A 19,598-nucleotide genomic window follows, 5' to 3' on the forward strand; every position below is an offset into this window, starting at 1 on the left:
TTTATTGAACGAGAATACATACAAATAGAGATAAAAGGGAGAGACAACTTATGAAGAAGAAATCAGGATTATTTGGCCTGATCCTATTGCTGATAATAGCAGCGATTTTCCCCGTCAATCAAGCATTTGGAGAAAACGAAGGGGAAATTGTCGTGACGACCAAGGTGGTCAATGTCCGTGATGGCGCAGGCCTCAGTTTTCCTATTGTGAAAAAACTTACAAAAGGGGAAACGTATCCGATTGTGAATGAAGATGGCGATTGGATTGAAATTCGGATTGGCGCCGGTAAAACGGGTTGGGTTGCCAATTGGCTTGTGGGAAAAAAATCAGATTCAAATCAGGTTAAGCAGGAATCAGGTCAGGGAATAATTACCGGTAGCTCTGTCCGCGTCCGTACAGGCCCCGGTACTACATTTCAAACAGTTGGTTCGATAACGAAAGGAACGGCTGTTGACATTATTGAAAAAAATGAAAATTGGATTCAAATCAAACATGCAGAAATCGAGGGTTGGGTCTCTTCTGACTATCTCGAGCTCACTAAGGCTTCCGAGAACGCAGTAGAGAAAGATACGAAGCAGAAGAAAGAAGAATCGGAACAATCCGTGCAAACGGGAGTCACTTTGGTCGACCGTCTCAATGTTCGTTCTGAAGCTTCAAAAAGCAGTGCCTCGCTCGGTAAGCTGAATAAAAATACGATGGTTACTGTTTATCGAATTGAAAACGAATGGGTTGAAATTGATTTTCAAGGAAGCCATGGCTGGGTCGCCGAATCTTACATAGAATTGGGCAAGAATAAGAGTGAGACGAAAATCAATAAGGCAGGTGCCACTGCAAGAGTAACCGTTTCTGGTTTAAATGTGCGGAAAAAGGCCTCTCCTAACAGTAAAATCATTGGTTCGGTAAACAAGGATGAAACCTACCAAGTTTTGCAGACAGCAGGCCAAATGACACAGCTTCAGCTTTCTGATTCAAAAAAAGGCTGGGTGGTGAGCTGGTATTTAGAAATAGAGAATGCCGAACAAACAACAAAGAAAAAGAAGATTGACGTAAAAGGCAGTAAGATTACCACCATTCATGATGGGACAATCCTTAGAAGTAAGCCAGATGGCAACTCGCAGATTGTAGCGCAGGTGAAAGAAGGAGAAACATTCTCCGTTCTCGGTATGGAGGGCAATTGGTACTCCATTAAACTCAAGAATGGCCAAACCGCTTATGTTGCTGGTTGGATTGTGACGATTGAAGGTAATGCTGAGCAGATCCAGCGTCCAGGCGTTGAAAAATATTTAGCGGATAAAGTCATCGTAATCGATCCCGGCCATGGCGGCAGGGACAGCGGTACAGTTGGAGTCGGTGGTACTCTTGAGAAAAACTTAACAATCCGTACCGCTGAGTTGCTGCGTGACAAGCTTCATGCGGCAGGTGCAAAAGTGATTCTGACAAGAAGCAGTAATACATATGTTCCACTGCCTTCAAGGGTTAGCACTTCACATATCAATAACGCGGATGCATTCATCAGCCTCCATTATGATAGCACCAAAGATCAGATTGCGAGTGGAATAACTACATTCTACTATCATGACTATCAACAGAATTTTGCCTCAACACTTGCCAATTCACTAGGATCCACGATGCAGGTGCCTAACCGAGGTTCCCGATACGGAGATTACCATGTTATCCGTGAAAACAATCGTGTAGCTACACTTATTGAACTAGGCTATTTAAGTAATCCTGTTGAAGAGTTGAGGATTACAACGAATGAATATCAAGAAACCATTACAACCGCTATCTATAATGGATTGGCGCGGTATTTCAAATAATGACAAGCCAGCTTCCCATGGAAGCTGGCTTTCAATTTGTTTACAATCACTTTTTCTCAACAAAAAAACCTGCCGCAGCAGGTTACTTTTTACTTTCCATTATTAATGTTACAGGTCCGTCATTAGTAAGCTGAACGTCCATCATTGCGCCAAATTGACCGGTTTCAGTATGGACGCCTTTTTTGCGTAGTTCTTCATTGAATGATTCATAAATTTTGTTCGCCTCTTCAGGACGGGCGGCGTCCATGAAGTTCGGACGACGGCCTTTACGGCAGTCGCCATATAGCGTAAATTGTGAAACTGATAGAATCGAACCACCAACGTCTAGTAGTGAGTGGTTCATCTTTTCATTTTCATCTTCAAAAATTCTAAGATTAACAATCTTATCGGCCAAATAGATGGCGTCATCTATTGTATCGCCATGGGTGACACCAACTAGCAGGACTAGTCCGCTGTCAATTTGCCCGATTGTTTGGCCTGCCACAACAACTTTGGCAGCTTTGGAACGTTGTAAAACAACACGCATAGTAATAAAACTCCTTAGTTCATAATCCTTCTAACGGAATAGACATCTGAAATTTGTTTTATACGGTCGACGACCTTTTGTAGATGTGCAATGTTATGGATATAAATCGACATGTGAATGGTCGCCACTTTATTCCGGTCCGATTTACCTGATACTGCTGAAATATTTGTCTTTGTTTCGTTGACAGCTTGCAACACTTCGTTTAATAAGCCGCGGCGATCATATCCGCTGATCTCAATTTCAACGATATATTCCTTACGTTCGTTAATCTTGCTTTCCCATTCAACAGGCACAAGACGATGATCGGAATCACCGCTTTCTAGGTTCGGACAGTCTTGTCTATGGACAGATACTCCACGGCCTTTTGTAATATAACCAACGATTTCATCCCCAGGAACCGGATTACAACAGCGTGATAAACGGATAAGGAGGTTCTCAATTCCCGGTACACGTACACCTGAGTCACGTTTTTTGGAGGAATTAGGGAAAGTTTTCAGATCAGCAACAGCTTCCGAAATATCTGCTTCTTGCTCGACCATCTTCTGCTTACGCCATTTTTCAGTAAGGCGGTTCGCTACCTGAAGGGCTGTAATTCCGTTATAACCAACCGCTGCATACATATCTTCTTCATTCAGGAAATTGAATTTATCCGAAACGCGCTTAATATTCTCAGATGTCAGGATTTCCTTCAGATCAAACTCCATGATCCTGATTTCTTTTTCAACAAGTTCTTTGCCTTTTTCGATATTTTCTTCTCGGCGCTGCTTTTTGAAAAATTGACGGATTTTATTTTTCGCCTGAGATGTTTGCGTGAGTTTAAGCCAATCTTGACTTGGACCATATGAATGCTTGGATGTTAAAATTTCAATAATATCGCCTGTTTTTAGTTTATAATCCAGCGGTACCATTTTCCCGTTCACTTTGGCCCCTATCGTTTTGTTACCGATTTCCGAGTGAATCCGGTAAGCAAAGTCAATCGGATTGGATCCTGACGGAAGTTCAATAACATCGCCTTTTGGCGTAAAAATGAACACCATATCAGAAAAAAGATCGATTTTAAGGGATTCCATGAATTCCTCGGCGTTTGTTGCGTCATCCTGGAATTCAAGAATTTCCCTGAACCAAGTCAATTTTTCCTCTAATGAAGGCTGTTCACCAACATCTTTTCCTTCTTTATAAGCCCAGTGTGCGGCAACCCCGAACTCGGCAATGCGATGCATATCGGAGGTACGGATTTGCACTTCAAGCGGATCGCCTTTTGGCCCGATTACCGTCGTATGTAAGGATTGATACATATTCGGCTTCGGCATCGCGATATAGTCTTTAAATCGGCCAGGCATCGGCTTCCAGCATGTATGAATGATCCCTAAAACGGCATAACAGTCTTTTATGCTATTGACGACAATCCGAACCGCAAGCAGGTCATAAATTTCACTGAACTGCTTATTCTGCAACGCCATTTTGCGATAAATACTGTATATATGTTTCGGTCTACCAGAGAGGTCTGCTTTAATATTGACTTCTTCCACGTTTTTACGCACTTCATCAATGACTTCTTCTAAATACTGTTCACGTTCTGCACGCTTTTTCTTCATAAGGTTGACGATTCGGTAATACTGCTGCGGGTTCAAATACCTTAGTGCCGTATCTTCAAGTTCCCATTTAATCGTACTGATCCCAAGACGATGAGCAAGCGGCGCAAAGATTTCTAATGTTTCGTTCGAAATTCTTCTCTGCTTTTCCTGCGGCAGATGCTTCAATGTCCGCATATTGTGCAGTCTGTCAGCAAGCTTAATCAATATGACCCGGATATCCTGGGCCATCGCAACGAACATTTTCCTATGGTTTTCCGCCTGTTGTTCTTGCTGTGATTTATACTTAATTTTCCCTAATTTGGTCACACCATCAACGAGCATGGCGACTTCAGGACTGAAATTCTCTTCAATATCCTTCAGAGTGACCTCCGTGTCTTCAACAACATCATGTAAAAAGCCTGCCGCAATAGTTGCAGGATCCATTTCAAGATCAGCCAGAATACCCGCTACTTGAATCGGATGAATAATATACGGTTCTCCCGATTTACGAAATTGTTCTCGGTGAGCATACTCTGCATACTTAAACGCTCTATGAATAAATTCAGCTTCTTCCGGCTGAAGATATAAGCTGGCCATTTCTACAACTTGCTCGGCAGTCAATATTTGATCGTTAGCCATTTAATCACCTTAACCCCACTTTAACTGCCACCGGATATTAACCGGATTGAGTATGATTGGTAGCACTTCTCTTTGTTCAGCAAAACGTGACAATTTTTGCGAAAAAAATAAATCCGCCGAAACGGATACAAGTGCAAATAAACTTAATAGCAGAAAACTCTTTATTATTACTATTATCGAAAAAAATGGCATGGATGTAAAGGGTAAAACATGTATTTTATTAAGAATAGTTCTTTTTTTCACTGGAAATTCGACAAAATCTATGAAAAACGGGTAAAACAGAAAGAGCACCCTGGTCAGAGTGCTCTTCTTTATTAAAAGTTCATTAGTGTTAAAACATCATAGCCTTCTAATTTATCTTTACCGTCTAGGTCTGTTAATTCAATAAGGAATGCAATCCCGGCTACAATTCCGCCAAGCTCTTCCACTAATTTGATCGTTGCTTCGATTGTACCGCCAGTAGCAAGTAAATCGTCCGTAATCAGGATACGTTGTCCTGGTTTAATGGCATCTTTATGGATAGTCAATACATCCTTACCATATTCTAAGCCATATTCGACTTTTATCGTTTCACGTGGAAGCTTTCCTTCTTTTCTCACTGGCGCAAAGCCCACTTCCAATGAGTATGCGACTGGACATCCGATAATGAATCCGCGTGCTTCCGGTCCGACCACTAAATCGATATTTTTATCGCGAGCGTACTCGACGATTTGGTCTGTTGCGTATTTATAAGCTGCGCCGTTATCCATTAATGTTGTAATATCTTTGAAGACAATACCCGGTTTTGGCCAGTCTTGCACAATTGTTACATATTGCTTTAAATCCATTGCTTTGTTTCCTCCTCAAGGTCTGTTGCCTCATGAACTAAAAAATGATTGAACCAATCGAATAATTGCTGATAGGAAGAATAGACAAGCTCTTGTTCAAGCTCAAATTGCTCTTTCTTTCTTATAAACGATTCAGACTCACTGAGATCGCGTTTTTTCGCATTGGCTGTGAGCATAATTAACCCATTCTCTATTGTAACAAAATCAAGCTCAAAAAACACCTTTGAAATAAAATCCACTGTATCTCTTGACCAGCCTCGGTATTTGGCAAGATCATCACCATACCTTTTCACATCAAGCGGACCCTTTTTAGCAAGAAAGGCATAGAACCATTTAAAGTCGTCCCGTGTTGGCACCGTACTTAAGAAATGATCCTGTTCATGAGAAAAATGTGCGTATATCCGCGACGGCTTCTTATTTTCAATCACCCGTTTTAACAACTCTCTTAACGGGGGCATGTCCATAAGAACCACATGTCCTTGCATGCAGTCGAGCTGATCTGCTTCCTGTTCATTCTTGATTAAAACAAGATCGGGATGGTTTTGTAAAAAAGGATATCTTCTATAAATATCTTCCGAGAAAATAACAATTTTCCGATTATGAACCGGTATCTCAGCTAGCCACTTCTCTGCCTGTCCCTTGCCGCGATAATCAAAGAGCTGCCAATGATTGACCGATACATCCTGAACAAAGATTTGCGGCTTTTTGATATTATTCCACTCATTAATGGAAAGCTCGCCGATCACGGAGACTTCTGCATGCGGAGCTATTTCATCCACATAATGACCTAGACCAAACCCAACGCCGTCGAGTTTATGATTCTCACTATCTTCAAGCTGCACCTTCAAGTGATTCTGATTGGCGCCAATTTTACGGACACTTGAAAGCTGGACGGAATCTATCAAGATTTTAGGCTTTGGATTGGTAACTCCAAATGGCGCTAGCAGGCTCATTTCCTGAATCGTTTGAATGGAAACTTCCGCTAATGTTGTGGCTCCATCCAAGTTGGTAATAGGTGTGAAATCTTCTTCGCTGAGCTGTTCTTTCGCAATCATGTTCATGCGATCTCTAAGCTCCTGTACGTCTTCTATTTTCAAGGTCATTCCCGCAGCCATCGGATGTCCACCAAAATGAGGCAGCAATTCGCGACAAGTAGAGAGACTCTCAAAAAGGTCGAATCCAGCAATACTCCGGGCTGAACCTTTCGCGTGCCCCTTTTCTCGGTCATAGCTCAACACAATGGTCGGACGGTAAAAGCGTTCAACCAGTTTGGAGGCTACAATACCCACTACCCCTGCGTTCCAGCCTTCTCTCCCGATAATAAGCACACCATTTGACTCCGGTGGGAAGTTTTCCTCAACCTCTTGAATCGCTTCTTCCGCCATTGCAGCAACCATCGCCTGACGCTCTTTATTAATATCATCGATTTCATTAGCCAGTTCCGTCGCTTCAGCCAAGTTTTCAGACATCAATAAATCAACAGCCGGGTCAGCATCACCAAGGCGGCCAACTGCATTGATTCGTGGTGCCATTGCAAAGCCGATTGATTCCTCATTCAATGCTTCCTGCTGAATATTCGCCACTTTCATTAGGGCAACAAGCCCCGGACGTCTAGTTAAGCGTAACTGCTCAATCCCTTTCGCTGCAATGAGGCGGTTTTCTCCTTTTAAAGGTACCAAATCCGCAATGGTACCGATTGCCGCAATCTCCAGCAAATCCTCTGGCAGTTCACCTAGCAAGGCATGTGCCAGTTTAAAAGCAACCCCTACGCCAGCAAGATCTTCAAATGGATAGGAACTGTCCTCAAGTTTTGGATGAATAATCGCTAGTGCTTCGGGAAGTTCCGGCCCCGGTTCATGGTGATCCGTCAAAATATAATCCATGCCAAGCTCGCTAGCAAGTTTCGCTTCATCAACTGCGGAAATTCCCGTGTCCACGGTTATTAATACCTTTACACCTTGCTCAGCAGCCAAGCGGAATGCCATTGGATTCGGCCCGTAGCCCTCTGTAAACCGATTAGGAATATAAAAGTCCACATCGGCTCCTAGTCTAGTAAGCGTCGTCATCATCACCGTAGTCGATGTCACGCCGTCCGCATCATAATCACCAAAAACCCTGATTTTCTCTCCGTTTTGAATGGCTTCTTTTATTCTATATACTGCTTTATCCATATCTTTCAGTAAAAATGGATCATGAAAAGTTTGATTTTTTACAAATAAAAATGATCGGGCACTTTCAATTGTATCCAGGCCACGATTCACAAGTAAGGCCGCAACTAAGGGTGTGATATGAAGCTCTTCCGCTAGTTCAGCAACTTTGTTTTCATCGGCAGTTCGTAAGTTCCACCGTGTTTTTGGCTTTAACATAAATTCACCCCTCAACTTACTTATTATACAAAACGACAATAACGGTTTCAATTTTATTTCAAACTCAAAAATGGCTGTATTTCCCAATTCAAAAAGCTAGTCTCACAAAAAGAAGGCTGGCATCATGCCAGCCCCCCCTCTCACATATTAAACTTGTCCTTCAAGACTTTGTTTCTTTTCTTTTGCTGTATTCAGTGGTCCTTTTTTCTTCAATTCTTTGATTTTCAAATCAAGCCAGAATTGAGATGCGATTAATAAAGACGAATACACGCCACATATTAAACCGATAAACAGGGCAATTGAGAAGTTTCGGATAGCTTCACTACCGAAGATCGCCAACGCGATAACCGTAATGAGAACGGTTAGTACGGTGTTAATGGATCTCGTCAATGTTTGCCTGATACTGATATTTACAATATTCTCAAGCTCTTCAACGGTTTTGATTTTACGACTGAAGCGTAGGTTTTCACGAATACGGTCAAAGGTTACGATCGTATCATTGATGGAATAACCGACAATCGTCAGAACCGCAGCAATGAAGGTGATATCTACTTCAAGTCGAAGTAGGCTAAATATCGTAATAATAAAGAACGCGTCATGTATAAGCGCTACGACGGCAGGAACAGCCATCCGCCATTCAAATCGTATGGATACATACAAGATAATGCCGAGTGATGCAATCGCTAACGCAAACATAGCATTTTTCGCGAGTTCTTTTCCGACTGTCGGGGATACGGTGCTGACATTCGGTTCTGTTCCATAATCCTTCTTGAAGTAGTCCTTCAACTCAGCGATTTCCTGTTTATTAAGCACACCGACTGTACGAACGACAGCATTTTTATTTTCTTGTCCAGCGAGCCTAACATCCTTGATATCATCCGCAGCAATACCGACCTTTTTCATTTCGGTTTTGACTTGCTGAGTCGTTAAAACATCTTTGGACGCAATCTCAATGCGGGTACCACTAGTAAAATCAATACCAAGATTTAATCTAAAGACGAACAAGAAAATAATCCCGATAAGGGTAACACCGATTGAAATACTATAAAAGACTTTCCTATGTTTGACGAAATCGATTTTATCAAAGCGAGTTGGCAATGACATTAAATTAATTTTCTCAGATAAATTGTGAATGTATTTCTTCTTCACGCCAAACCATGTTGTACGTTTGTCCAAGAACCCACTATTTACCCACAGGCTCATGAAAAGACGTGTACCATAGACGGCTGTAATGAAACTCATTAAAATCGAAATGATCAAAGTAGTCGCAAACCCTTTAACTGAGCTTGTTCCATAATAAAACAGAACGGCCGCAGCCAGCAAGGTTGTTAAGTTGGCATCCATGATCGTACTAAGTGAATTTTTCGTACCTTCTTTATAGGCTGCTTTAACAGATCTACCAAGTTTCAATTCATCCCTAATTCTCTCGTAGGTTATGATATTGGCGTCGACAGCCATACCAACTCCGAGTACTAATGCCGCAATACCAGGAAGCGTAAGGACTGCATTCATCCAATCAAACACTAATAGCGTCAAGAAAATGTAGATGCTTAAAGTGACGACTGCAATGAATCCTGGGAAGCGGTAATACACAAGCATAAAGATAAAAACAAGTGCAATTCCGATGATTCCGGCAAAAATAGTATCATTTAGTGCACCTGCACCAAATTGGGCACCTACAGAAGTAGAGTACTTTTCTTTTAAATCTACAGGCAGCGCACCTGCATTCAGAAGGGCTGCAAGCTCTTTCGCTTCTTCCACCGTAAATTGACCGGTAATATACACCTTCTTCGTATTAAAAACTTCACTGACAGCTGGAGCTGAAATCATATTGTCTTGTGAAGCTGTATCTTTAATGGAATCTTTTCCTTCCTCGAAATCCAACCAGATTGCAAGTACATTTGTCGGGCTTTCCATTGAGGAAATTTTTTGAGTGATTTCTTTAAACTTATTCACGTCTTTCAGCGTGACTTCAACAACCGGTTTATTATCTTGGAACGTTTGTTTCGCGCCGCCTTCTTTCAGGTCAGCACCGGTCATCATTTCCTTATCGTTGTAATCACGGAACGATAATTTTGCTTGAGTCGAAAGGATTTCCCGAGCGTTGTTTTGGTCTTTAACACCGGCTAATTGAACACGGATCCGGTCTTTCCCTTCGATTTGAATATTAGGTTCACTTACACCTAATACATTGACACGCCGCTCCAGTGAGCTTACTGTAGCCCTCAAAACATCCGGAGTGATCTTTTCCCCAGAAAGCGGTTTTACTTCATATAACACTTCAAAACCGCCTTGAAGATCAAGACCCAGCTTGATATCCTTTAGGATTCCTTTTGAAGTCGTTCCCATCGCTGCGAAAATCAAAAGTACGATTAGAAAAAACGCAACGATTCTGCTTCTTTTTACCATTATGTAGTAGGCCCCTTTCTATAATACGCCTGTTCATGGAGTTTCAAAAACTGTCATTTTTTTTCGTTTTATAAGGTTGCATTCTCTTCAAATCGTTAGAAAAAAGACACCGCTCTCCATACTCTTTTTCCAAAAAAAAGCATAACCATATCTATTATGATTCATTTACAAACTGCTGTCAATTTAAGTATTTCGCAGTTTTATTCTTTCAAAAGTTCTTTAAGCTCTTCTTCAGAAAGCGGTTCAAAAAGATTTGGTGATTTATAAGCTTCGACCATTTGAAAGGTCATGAACTGGTTGCTCGAAAATGTCACAATGTCGGCTACGAGTTCGTGAAGGTGAATGTTTTCCTGAGGCCGCTTCCATTTGTTCTTGGTTAAGGTTGCCCATATATCTTCCTCTGTAACAGCATTCAATCCAACCATTTGGAATTCCTCACGTTTGCTCTTCAAGAATGGACGTACCTTTACATAATAACGTTGATATGGGTGATTCTTTTTCGTCATCACTTTGCCTCCAGTAAAAATGATTCTCAATTGAATGCGCATTTTCTAAGAAGGAAATTCGATCATTTGTAAGAACGCAAACACTTTTGTCATGCTTTGTCCAAGTACAAGCATATAGATAATTGTATAGCATAACCGCTTTTTTGAGAAGGCAGGGAGGGAGTTCAATGTCTAAGTTTTTAAAAGGGACGCTGATTTTATTAATCGCAAGCCTGATAACAAGGGTTCTTGGGTTCATTAACCGCATCGTCATCGCCCGTTTTATCGGCGAAGAAGGCGTTGGTTTATATATGATGGCTTTACCGACCCTATTTCTTGTCGTCAACATTACCCAGTTAGGCCTGCCAATCGCCATATCCAAATATGTGGCCGAAGCCAATGCCCGAGGTGATGAAAGGAAAATCAAGAAAATCCTTGTCGTCTCTTTGGCCTGTACATTTACTTTATCAATGATCTTTACTCCTGCGATGCTATTTTTTGCACCGGTTCTATCCGAATATTTATTCACAGATGAAAGAACGGTATGGCCGCTTATGGCGATTGCCCCTATTGTTCCAATTATCGCTATTTCATCTGTCTTGCGCGGTTATTTCCAAGGCAAGCAAAATATGAAGCCCTTCGCTTTCTCACAAGTTATAGAACAGGTAGCCCGTATCACTTTCATTGCCGTCCTGACAAAGGCCTTTTTGCCATACGGAATCGAATATGCCGCAGCTGGCGCAATGTTTGCCTCAATAATTGGTGAGCTTGTATCACTTGTCTACCTATTGACAAGCTTTAAATTAAAGAAACATTTTAAATTCCGGAAAGGCTTCTTCAAAAATGTCAAATCCGGGAAAGGAACATTTACTGAATTGATGGGGATTGCCCTGCCTTCAACTGGAAGCAGGATGATTGGGTCAATTTCTTGGTTTTTTGAACCAATTGTGGTCGCTCAGAGTTTGGCACTTGCCGGTGTGACCGCGGCCGCAGCTACCAGTCAATACGGAGAGTTAACAGGATACGCACTGCCTTTGCTCATGCTTCCTTCTTTTGTTACGGCTTCCTTAGCTACAGCTCTTGTTCCTGCAGTTAGTGAAGCAAGGACAACAGGAAACTTTTCACTCGTTGAACACAGGCTTCAGCAGGCCCTGAAAATCACCTTTATTACAGGTTGTTTAGCTGTCGTCACTCTGTTCATCTTTGCTGAACCGATTTTACAAGTAATGTATGGCTCTTCCCACGCTGCTGTTTTCATTAAATTTCTTTCACCTTTTTTCATACTCTATTATTTTCAATATCCGTTGCAGTCGATGCTTCAGGCACTGGACCTTGCAAAAGCCGCAATGTTTAACAGCCTTGCAGGAAACATTCTTAAAATTGGTGTTATCTGGCTGCTGGCATCCAAGGAAAGTTTCGGTATTATGGGGGCCGCAATCGGAATAGCAGTCGGTTCGATGCTCGTTACCTTTCTGCATTTTTCAACTGTGTTAAAAGTTGTTCCTTTTACACTTCATTTTCGGAGTTATATGTTGGCTTTAGTTATTGCATTAATTTCCGGTTGGGGTGGTTATTATATTTATCAAGATCCACTCTCCTCTCAGCCTCTAGGAACCCGACTGTTGCTTTCCGTTACCGTTGTGTTCCTGCTGTTCACATTTTTCATGCTCTTGACTGGCTTCATAAAAAAAGCAGACTTAATTCGAATCCCTGTAATAGGCGTGTTTTTATCAAGGTTTGCATGGAAATAGAAATAACCGAAGTAACAGCAGCTTCGGTTATTTCTTCGTTTCATTTGTATCAATGTAAAATTGGCCATCTATGTATCCGCAAATCGATATCTCTTTAACCTTTGTATCCCCATGTTCTTTTAACTGATGCAGAAGCCAAAAATGATTTTTTCCAATTTTATTAAGATTTTCTTCCTGTATCACTCCGTCGACTATTAGCGGATAGGGTATTGATTCACTTTCCGACCTTTCTTCTTCGCTATTTTTAATCACCGAGAGCTTTCCTGAAGTTTCAAGGATCGCAAATCGAACTTCGTTTAAATCAATAATTCCTTGTTCACGAAGCTGGGTCAATAAGTCATCAAAATTATATCGTTGTCTGCGCATCGCTTTTTCATCTATTTTCCCCTGATTGATGATGATCTGTGGCTTACCATCCATGAAATAGCGAAACTTGACACTTTTCAATGAGATGAATGCTAATGTAATTTGGAGGGTCGCGAGGACAAACATTGGGATAGTCTGTCGGATAAACGGTTTTTCCAAATCTTCAAAGGATAGCACAGCAATGTCCCCTATCATGATAGATACCACTAAATCAAGAACGCTCAGTTCTCCTACTTCCCGCTTACCCATCAATCGAAAAAGGAACCAGATGACTAAATAGATTACCGTCGTTCGAAAAATAATACCTAGATAGATATCCAATTCAATAACACTTCCTTCATCCATAGCATGGCTTTGGAAATGAAAAATTACTCTATATTCTTTTTCAAATTTCATAGAACTTCTTAAACCAGGTCTAAAGGTTCCAATAGAAGAATATGCTTGTACAAACACATCAACAGGCTAAATGTATCAGCCTTTTAAAAAGGGGGAATAACCATCGAAACTAAAAAAATGAGTGTCGCCGTAATCTATGGCGTCGGCTCCATCTTTGCCATAGCGATGATTGCAAGCTTACTCTTTTCTATCCTTCTTCGTTTTACTTCATTGACGGAATCATCCCTGACCTACGTGATCATGATTGTGTCCTTTTTATCGCTGTTCATTGGTGGATTTATTTCAGGAGGTAAAGGGAAAAAGCAAGGACTTTTCTTAGGTGGAAGTACTGGTTTGCTTTACCTTTTAGTTGTGTTTCTTTTTCAATATTTAGGTAATGATGCACTTTTCACCATCAAGCAATGGATTTATTACGGCTGTTTTGTGATCACAGCCATGATGGGTGGTGTGCTTGGAGTAAATATGAGTTCAGAATCGCGAACCAATTAAAAAACCACAGCAAAAAACCGGGCACAATAGCCCGGTTTTAGTTTGTCTTATACAGTTACTTCTTTATTTGGTGCGCTTTCCGTAATTTCACGGATGGCAGCACGGTCAAATGTAAGCTTTGAACCGTCTGGTGATTTAATGACAATTTGCAATTCATCGATTGCATCGATTGTTCCGTGCATGCCGCCGATAGTTGCAACTTTATCACCTTTTTTCAAACTACTTTGCATGTTTCGCGTAGCCTTCTGACGTTTTTGTTGCGGACGGATTAATAAGAAATAGAACAATACGAACATTAAAATTAACGGAAGTATTTGTGTTAAATTACCCATTTTTCTTCACTCCTTTCATTCTTTAAAATATTTATGGAATTAGAAGTTTTTTGCATTTGGCTTATTGAAACCATATTGTTCAAAAAACTCTTCCCTAAAGTCTCCAAGGCGATCTTCTCGAATAGCTTGTCTGACCTGTTCCATCAAGTTTAACAGAAAATGAAGATTATGATAAGTCGTAAGACGAATACCAAAGGTTTCTTCACATTTAATCAAATGGCGGATATAAGCCCGGCTATAATTTTTACAAACATGACAATCGCAATTTTCATCTATTGGACCAAAATCACGAGCATACTTCGCATTTTTCACAACCAGTCGGCCATTGCTTGTCATCAACGTACCATTACGTGCAATACGTGTAGGGAGTACGCAATCAAACATATCTACGCCGCGGAGCGCACCATCAATCAATGAGTCCGGTGAACCGACTCCCATTAGGTAACGCGGTTTGTTAGTTGGCAGTAATGGACTTGTAAATTCAAGGACACGGTTCATGATATCCTTCGGTTCCCCAACAGATAATCCTCCAATAGCATAACCCGGGAAATCAAGGGAGACAAGGTCTTTCGCACTTTGTTTACGAAGATTTTCAAACTCTCCACCCTGAACGATACCGAACAACCCTTGATCTTTTGGACGCTCATGCGCATTCAAGCAGCGTTCTGCCCAGCGTGATGTCCGTTCAACTGATTTCTTCATATACTCTTCGGTTGCCGGGAATGGCGGACATTCATCGAATGCCATCATAATATCAGAGCCAAGTGCATTTTGTATTTCCATCGCTTTTTCCGGAGATAAGAATAATTTATCACCATTGATATGGTTTCTGAAATGTACGCCCTCTTCTTCAATTTTACGGAATTCACTCAAACTGAACACTTGAAAACCGCCAGAGTCGGTTAATATCGCCCTGTCCCAGTTCATGAATTTGTGCAATCCGCCAGCTTCCTTGATAATTTCATGTCCAGGACGCAGCCATAAGTGATACGTATTGCTTAGGATGATGCCTGCCCCCATTTGTTTCAAATCTTCTGGTGACATCGTTTTGACAGTTGCCATTGTTCCAACCGGCATAAATGCTGGTGTTTCAAAAGAACCATGCGGCGTATGAACACGACCTAGCCGTGCCCCTGTCTGTTTACATGTTTTGATTAACTCATATCGTATTGCAGTCAACGCAATAACTCCCTTCAAGAGCATCTCACTCTTATATTACTTAATTAACATTGCATCTCCAAAACTAAAGAACCTGTATTTTTCTTCCACAGCCGTTTCATAGGCATGAAGAACATGCTCCCTGCCTGCGAGGGCGGAGATAAGCATGATTAAAGTTGATTTTGGTAAATGGAAATTCGTAATCATCGCATTAATCCCTTTGAATTCATAACCAGGATAAATGAAAATGCTTGTCCAGCCACTCTCTTCCTTAAAAACTCCATCATTACGAGACGCAATCGTTTCCAGCGTTCTCGTCGACGTAGTACCGACCGTGATGATTTTCCCACCGTCTTCTTTAACTTTATTCAGTAATCGGGCTGTTCCTTCGGTCATTTGGTAGAACTCAGAATGCATTTCGTGACTATCAATATCGTCCACGCTGACTGGGCGGAACGTACCTAGTCCAACATGAAGCGTGATAAAAGCGATATGAACGCCCATGCCTTTAAGTTTCTCAAGCAAATGCTCCGTAAAGTGCAGCCCTGCCGTTGGCGCTGCAGCCGACCCGCGTTCACGCGCATATACCGTTTGATAACGGTCTTGGTCGTCGAGCTGTTCCTTGATATATGGAGGTAGCGGCATTTCGCCAAGTTCCTCTAATATCTCATAAAAGATACCTTCATATTGAAACTTTAGGATTCGACCGCCATGTTCAAGTACACCTGTGCAGACGGCACTCAGCTTACCATCGCCAAAGATGATTGTAGTGCCTTCTTTAATTCGTTTCGCTGGTTTTACAAGTGTCTCCCATACATCATCATGTTCTTGTTTCAACAGCAAGACTTCTACTTTTCCACCTGTTTCCCCTTTACTGCCGTATAGTCGTGCCGGCAGTACTTTCGTATCGTTTAACACAAGACAGTCACCAGGTTTAATATACTCCGTGATATGACTGAATACATCATGCTTTAGCTCACCAGTTACTTTGTCTAGCACCATCAATCTACTTGCTTCCCTATCTTCCAAAGGAACTTGGGCAATCAGTTCCTCTGGTAAATGAAAATCAAACATATCCAATTTCATCTGTTCCACTTCCTAACCTGTCTATCAAAGCAGTAATTTGTTATTTAAAACGGCTGATTAGATAAAAAATAGCTGACAACACAACACTGACAATGATTGATGTTACGATTGGAAAGTAAAAAGTTGTGTTCCCCTTTTTGAACAAAATATCTCCCGGCAGCCTACCAAGATGTATATATTTCATCGCAAAACCAATCACAAATATAATCACGCCAAGTATCATAACCATTTTTGGTACATTCATCCTTCAGGCATCTCCATTTCGAAATGCTCATAAACAAGCGGCGTTGCCATTCGTCCTCTTGGGGTCCGTTGTAGAAAACCGACCTGTAACAGATATGGCTCATACACATCTTCAATCGTATGTGCTTCCTCACCAATTGTTGCTGCAATCGTCTCCAACCCAACGGGACCACCACGAAATTTCTCAATAATCCCTTTAAGTAATTTATGGTCAATATGATCGAGTCCTAAACGGTCGACCTGCATTAATTCAAGTGCATAATCGGCGAGTTCCGCCGTTATCGTCCCATCTCCACGGACCTGGGCGAAATCCCTGACCCGACGCAAAAGACGGTTTGCAATTCTTGGGGTTCCCCGTGATCTTCTAGCAAGTTCGCCTGCGGCCTGATCATCCATTTCCGTGTCCATGATTCTTGCCGTACGGATGATGATATCAGTCAAGTGATTTTCCGTGTAGTATTCAAGACGGCTCAAAACGCCAAAACGGTCCCTGAGCGGTGCCGACAGCGAGCCTGCCCTTGTCGTGGCCCCAACAAGGGTAAACGGAGGCAGGTCAATCCTGATCGAACGTGCCTCTGGTCCCTTGCCGACTACGATATCAAGACAGAAATCCTCCATAGCGGGATATAGAACTTCTTCGACAACACGAGGCAAACGGTGAATTTCATCAATGAATAACACATCACCGGGTTCGAGCGCACTCAAAATTGCCGCCAGATCTCCCGGCCGCTCAATGGCTGGCCCGGAAGTCGTGCGGATATTGACACCCATTTCGTTGGCGATGATGACAGCTAGTGTCGTCTTCCCAAGTCCTGGGGGTCCATATAAAAGAACATGATCTAGCGTTTCTTCACGCATCCTTGCCGCTTCGATATACACGCTCAAATTCGCCTTCACTTTATCCTGTCCAATATATTGCTTTAAGTTTTGCGGTCGCAGGCTTTGTTCAAAGGATAGTTCGTTCAAATCGGCTTCCTGATTGAATACTCTCTCCTCCATTGCGCCACTCCTTATCTTAACATCATTTGCAATGCTTTCTTAATATATTGCTCGGTCGTCATTTCTTCCGTTTGTAATTTCTTTGCGACCTTTTGAATTTCTTTTTCAGAATAACCAAGAGCCTTTAAGGCGAGAATGGCTTCATCCAGCTCCTCGGTATAACCGTTTTGGCTGATTGCCGCTGTAATACCTTCGTTAAACAAGTTTGGAAACGCATCCGGAATTATGTTCTCGAGTTTTCCTTTTAAATCAAGAATCATTTGGCGTGCCGTCTTCTTTCCGACTCCTGGGAATTTAACAAGAAACGTTTCATCCTCATTTTCAATCGCTTGCACCACTTGATCGACCTGGCCTGACGCTAATATGGCAAGCGCCCCCTTAGGACCAATTCCAGTAACATTCAACAACTTGGTGAACAATGCCTTTTCTTGACGAGTCTGAAATCCGTAAAATGCGGCCATATCCTCTCGCACATAATGATACAGAAAAACTTGAATCTCTTTTTGATATTGAGCGGAAAAAATAAAAGGATTCGGCGTCATCACTTGATATCCGATCCCCCCATTTTCCACAACTATGTATTCAGGTCCGATATAATCGACCTTGCCTTTTATATAATCATACAAATTATTTCTCTCCCTGATTTTGCTGTACCTCTCATTTTATCATAAAAAAGGGTGGAAGTTTATTAAAAGTTATTTAGCAATTGATCAGGGCTATTTCCCTAGATCTTGCTACCTTTTAACACCTTGTTTATTTTATTGGAGTTTTATGCTTCTGCTGAAAAACGGTGATATAATTTTTCCACTTGAATGAAATTCACTTTTTAAAAAAAACCTGTTCCCATACAAAAAGGACGGGTGTTATTCCCATCCTAATTTACCGAATATGGCTCATATTCTTTAATGAGCTGTTTATATTGGTCTTTATTCACGATTGGTATGCCTTTTTGCAATTCTTCTTGCTTGTATACTTCGAGTTTACCAACGTCTATTTGGTAGAAAGTATGAATGATCTTAGCGTGCTCCGGTCGACCAATAAAAATGGATAACGTACCATCTTTTTTCATGCCTAGATATCCATTTGCCTTTAAAAGCGGAGATATATCATTTTCTATTTTCTTAAGTACAATCTGGTCTTCATTCTGATCGACTACTTTCCAGCCTTGATATTTTAACCAAAAGTCTTCCATCGTCCAAATTGTTTCTGTCAATTTTTCCTCACTTAACTCACCATCAAGATACATACGCTGAAGAATTACCTTTCTTTCAATTGGATTATTTTCCTGTTGCACCAACTCTTCTGCAAAAACGGTATAGCAAAATGGCAGTATAAAAAGTGTCAAGAAAAACTGAATTCTAAGTTGATTAGTCAATATTCTCACCTCTTAAGGGAGTTTACTTTTTAAGTAGTTTGACCCGAAATTAGGATTATTAACCAGAAAAAATCCGGCCGGGTTGATAAAACAAAAAAAGCTGACTCCAAAAATTAAGTCAGCTTCACATAATCATTGTAAATGATTTTCATGAATGTTTAGGTTATCGAACATGTCATTGGCATCCAGAATGATTGAGTCTCTCGTATCGCCATCACGAAGGTTGTTATCGAGTGTCATTGTCCGGAAATACACGCCTTTATCAGTCGTTACGTTAAGGGTCCGACCTTCAGTGAGTGGTTCGACTTTTTTCATTACTGATTCTTTAACAGCTTTTGCCTGGTTGTAGTCATCGAGCAACAAGGCTACAAGCATTTCATCTTCCATAATAATGGCCCGGGAGTCAATAACTGAATCCTCTGAATTGGCCACCCCATTAACTTGGTCGGCTAATTCACCTTCATACGCATTATAATATGATGATCGAGCCCGAAGTGGTTTACTTTCATGACCATGGTAATTACGATCCCGCTTACTATACTCATCATCCTTGTTGTAAAGGCCTTGAACCACATTCTGATAATTAATGTTGCGAACTAACGCATCTTTTTCAGTGGAATGATATCCTGTCTCATTCGTAATATTCTCGTTTTCCGCTGCATTATTATTAGCGCACCCAACCAAGCCTGTGGCAGCTAATACCGTGCAAAGCGGTAATACCCATTTTATTTTCCGCACCAACAACCCTCCCCATTACAAT

Annotated in this window: 18 protein-coding genes; 3 read left to right on the top strand and 15 right to left on the bottom strand. The window is 41.4% G+C overall.

The window, feature by feature from the left end:
- Positions 1-50: 50 nt before the first annotated feature.
- Positions 51-1,817: an N-acetylmuramoyl-L-alanine amidase family protein gene (locus RE409_RS19865; RefSeq protein ID WP_309557961.1), complete on the top strand. Its 1,767-nt coding sequence runs from the start codon at positions 51-53 to the stop codon at positions 1,815-1,817.
- 82 nt (positions 1,818-1,899) lie between these two features.
- Here the strand turns inward: RE409_RS19865 and dtd are convergent, their stop codons facing one another.
- The 6 genes from dtd to RE409_RS19895 all read right to left on the bottom strand — a co-directional run bounded on the left by dtd (position 1,900) and on the right by RE409_RS19895 (position 10,706).
- A complete protein-coding gene (gene dtd, locus RE409_RS19870) occupies positions 1,900-2,343 on the bottom strand; it encodes a D-aminoacyl-tRNA deacylase (protein ID WP_201223517.1) in 444 nt (147 codons plus the stop codon).
- A gap of 14 nt (positions 2,344-2,357) precedes the next feature.
- Positions 2,358-4,556: a RelA/SpoT family protein gene (locus RE409_RS19875; protein WP_201186002.1), complete on the bottom strand. Its 2,199-nt coding sequence runs from the start codon at positions 4,554-4,556 to the stop codon at positions 2,358-2,360.
- 314 nt (positions 4,557-4,870) lie between these two features.
- A complete protein-coding gene (locus tag RE409_RS19880; protein ID WP_053347125.1) occupies positions 4,871-5,383 on the bottom strand; it encodes an adenine phosphoribosyltransferase in 513 nt (170 codons plus the stop codon).
- Positions 5,374-7,749 carry a single-stranded-DNA-specific exonuclease RecJ gene (gene recJ, locus RE409_RS19885; protein WP_201186004.1) on the bottom strand — a complete coding sequence of 792 codons (2,376 nt, stop codon included), beginning with the start codon at positions 7,747-7,749 and terminating at the stop codon, positions 5,374-5,376. The genes RE409_RS19880 and recJ overlap by 10 nt, the downstream gene beginning before the upstream one ends.
- 147 nt (positions 7,750-7,896) lie before the next feature.
- Positions 7,897-10,158, bottom strand: coding sequence for a protein translocase subunit SecDF (gene secDF / locus RE409_RS19890; protein ID WP_201223515.1), 2,262 nt, complete (start codon positions 10,156-10,158; stop codon positions 7,897-7,899).
- 200 nt (positions 10,159-10,358) lie between these two features.
- Positions 10,359-10,706, bottom strand: coding sequence for a post-transcriptional regulator (locus tag RE409_RS19895; protein WP_082527668.1), 348 nt, complete (start codon positions 10,704-10,706; stop codon positions 10,359-10,361).
- Between the two features lie 125 nt (positions 10,707-10,831).
- On the opposite strand from RE409_RS19895, the gene spoVB reads away from it, so the two are divergent.
- Positions 10,832-12,394, top strand: coding sequence for a stage V sporulation protein B (gene spoVB, locus RE409_RS19900; protein WP_201186008.1), 1,563 nt, complete (start codon positions 10,832-10,834; stop codon positions 12,392-12,394).
- Between the two features lie 27 nt (positions 12,395-12,421).
- Here spoVB and RE409_RS19905 read toward each other — a convergent pair whose 3' ends face one another.
- Positions 12,422-13,105, bottom strand: a complete 684-nt coding sequence (locus RE409_RS19905) for a DUF421 domain-containing protein (RefSeq protein WP_201186010.1) — start codon at positions 13,103-13,105, stop codon at positions 12,422-12,424.
- A 168-nt stretch (positions 13,106-13,273) separates the two neighbouring features.
- On the opposite strand from RE409_RS19905, the gene RE409_RS19910 reads away from it, so the two are divergent.
- A complete protein-coding gene (locus RE409_RS19910; protein WP_056528324.1) occupies positions 13,274-13,645 on the top strand; it encodes a TIGR04086 family membrane protein in 372 nt (123 codons plus the stop codon).
- 47 nt (positions 13,646-13,692) lie between these two features.
- Here the strand turns inward: RE409_RS19910 and yajC are convergent, their stop codons facing one another.
- From yajC to RE409_RS19950, 8 genes are all read right to left on the bottom strand, one after another.
- A complete protein-coding gene (gene yajC / locus RE409_RS19915) occupies positions 13,693-13,977 on the bottom strand; it encodes a preprotein translocase subunit YajC (protein WP_098177930.1) in 285 nt (94 codons plus the stop codon).
- Between the two features lie 39 nt (positions 13,978-14,016).
- Positions 14,017-15,156, bottom strand: a complete 1,140-nt coding sequence (tgt, locus tag RE409_RS19920; protein WP_056528321.1) for a tRNA guanosine(34) transglycosylase Tgt — start codon at positions 15,154-15,156, stop codon at positions 14,017-14,019.
- Positions 15,157-15,192: 36 nt separating this feature from the next.
- Positions 15,193-16,221, bottom strand: coding sequence for a tRNA preQ1(34) S-adenosylmethionine ribosyltransferase-isomerase QueA (gene queA, locus RE409_RS19925; protein WP_309557963.1), 1,029 nt, complete (start codon positions 16,219-16,221; stop codon positions 15,193-15,195).
- 40 nt (positions 16,222-16,261) lie between these two features.
- On the bottom strand, positions 16,262-16,465 hold the full coding sequence (locus tag RE409_RS19930; protein WP_201223511.1) for a DUF2905 domain-containing protein: 204 nt from the start codon (positions 16,463-16,465) through the stop codon (positions 16,262-16,264).
- The gene (gene ruvB / locus RE409_RS19935; RefSeq protein WP_201223509.1) at positions 16,462-17,463 is read right to left on the bottom strand and encodes a Holliday junction branch migration DNA helicase RuvB; all 1,002 of its coding nucleotides are present in this window, start codon (positions 17,461-17,463) and stop codon (positions 16,462-16,464) included. Before ruvB ends, RE409_RS19930 begins: the two co-directional genes overlap by 4 nt.
- An 11-nt stretch (positions 17,464-17,474) precedes the next feature.
- Positions 17,475-18,089 carry a Holliday junction branch migration protein RuvA gene (gene ruvA, locus RE409_RS19940; RefSeq protein ID WP_056528317.1) on the bottom strand — a complete coding sequence of 205 codons (615 nt, stop codon included), beginning with the start codon at positions 18,087-18,089 and terminating at the stop codon, positions 17,475-17,477.
- A gap of 248 nt (positions 18,090-18,337) precedes the next feature.
- Positions 18,338-18,838 carry an intercompartmental signaling factor BofC gene (locus RE409_RS19945; protein ID WP_053347138.1) on the bottom strand — a complete coding sequence of 167 codons (501 nt, stop codon included), beginning with the start codon at positions 18,836-18,838 and terminating at the stop codon, positions 18,338-18,340.
- Positions 18,839-18,970: 132 nt separating this feature from the next.
- Positions 18,971-19,576, bottom strand: a complete 606-nt coding sequence (locus RE409_RS19950) for a YhcN/YlaJ family sporulation lipoprotein (protein ID WP_309557964.1) — start codon at positions 19,574-19,576, stop codon at positions 18,971-18,973.
- Positions 19,577-19,598 lie beyond the last annotated feature (22 nt).

This window comes from Peribacillus sp. R9-11 (assembly GCF_031345095.1).
In the GTDB taxonomy this organism is placed as follows: domain Bacteria; phylum Bacillota; class Bacilli; order Bacillales; family DSM-1321; genus Peribacillus; species Peribacillus butanolivorans.

Excerpts from the sequence above, each read along its gene's own strand:
- RE409_RS19865 (WP_309557961.1), top strand. The coding sequence starts at position 51 with ATGAAGAAGAAATCAGGATTATTTGGCCTGATCCTATTGCTGATAATA.
- dtd (WP_201223517.1), bottom strand. The coding sequence starts at position 2,343 with ATGCGTGTTGTTTTACAACGTTCCAAAGCTGCCAAAGTTGTTGTGGCA.
- RE409_RS19875 (WP_201186002.1), bottom strand. The coding sequence starts at position 4,556 with ATGGCTAACGATCAAATATTGACTGCCGAGCAAGTTGTAGAAATGGCC.
- RE409_RS19880 (WP_053347125.1), bottom strand. The coding sequence starts at position 5,383 with ATGGATTTAAAGCAATATGTAACAATTGTGCAAGACTGGCCAAAACCG.
- recJ (WP_201186004.1), bottom strand. The coding sequence starts at position 7,749 with ATGTTAAAGCCAAAAACACGGTGGAACTTACGAACTGCCGATGAAAAC.
- secDF (WP_201223515.1), bottom strand. The coding sequence starts at position 10,158 with ATGGTAAAAAGAAGCAGAATCGTTGCGTTTTTTCTAATCGTACTTTTG.
- RE409_RS19895 (WP_082527668.1), bottom strand. The coding sequence starts at position 10,706 with ATGCGCATTCAATTGAGAATCATTTTTACTGGAGGCAAAGTGATGACG.
- spoVB (WP_201186008.1), top strand. The coding sequence starts at position 10,832 with ATGTCTAAGTTTTTAAAAGGGACGCTGATTTTATTAATCGCAAGCCTG.
- RE409_RS19905 (WP_201186010.1), bottom strand. The coding sequence starts at position 13,105 with ATGGATGAAGGAAGTGTTATTGAATTGGATATCTATCTAGGTATTATT.
- RE409_RS19910 (WP_056528324.1), top strand. The coding sequence starts at position 13,274 with ATGAGTGTCGCCGTAATCTATGGCGTCGGCTCCATCTTTGCCATAGCG.
- yajC (WP_098177930.1), bottom strand. The coding sequence starts at position 13,977 with ATGGGTAATTTAACACAAATACTTCCGTTAATTTTAATGTTCGTATTG.
- queA (WP_309557963.1), bottom strand. The coding sequence starts at position 16,221 with ATGAAATTGGATATGTTTGATTTTCATTTACCAGAGGAACTGATTGCC.
- RE409_RS19930 (WP_201223511.1), bottom strand. The coding sequence starts at position 16,465 with ATGAATGTACCAAAAATGGTTATGATACTTGGCGTGATTATATTTGTG.
- ruvB (WP_201223509.1), bottom strand. The coding sequence starts at position 17,463 with ATGGAGGAGAGAGTATTCAATCAGGAAGCCGATTTGAACGAACTATCC.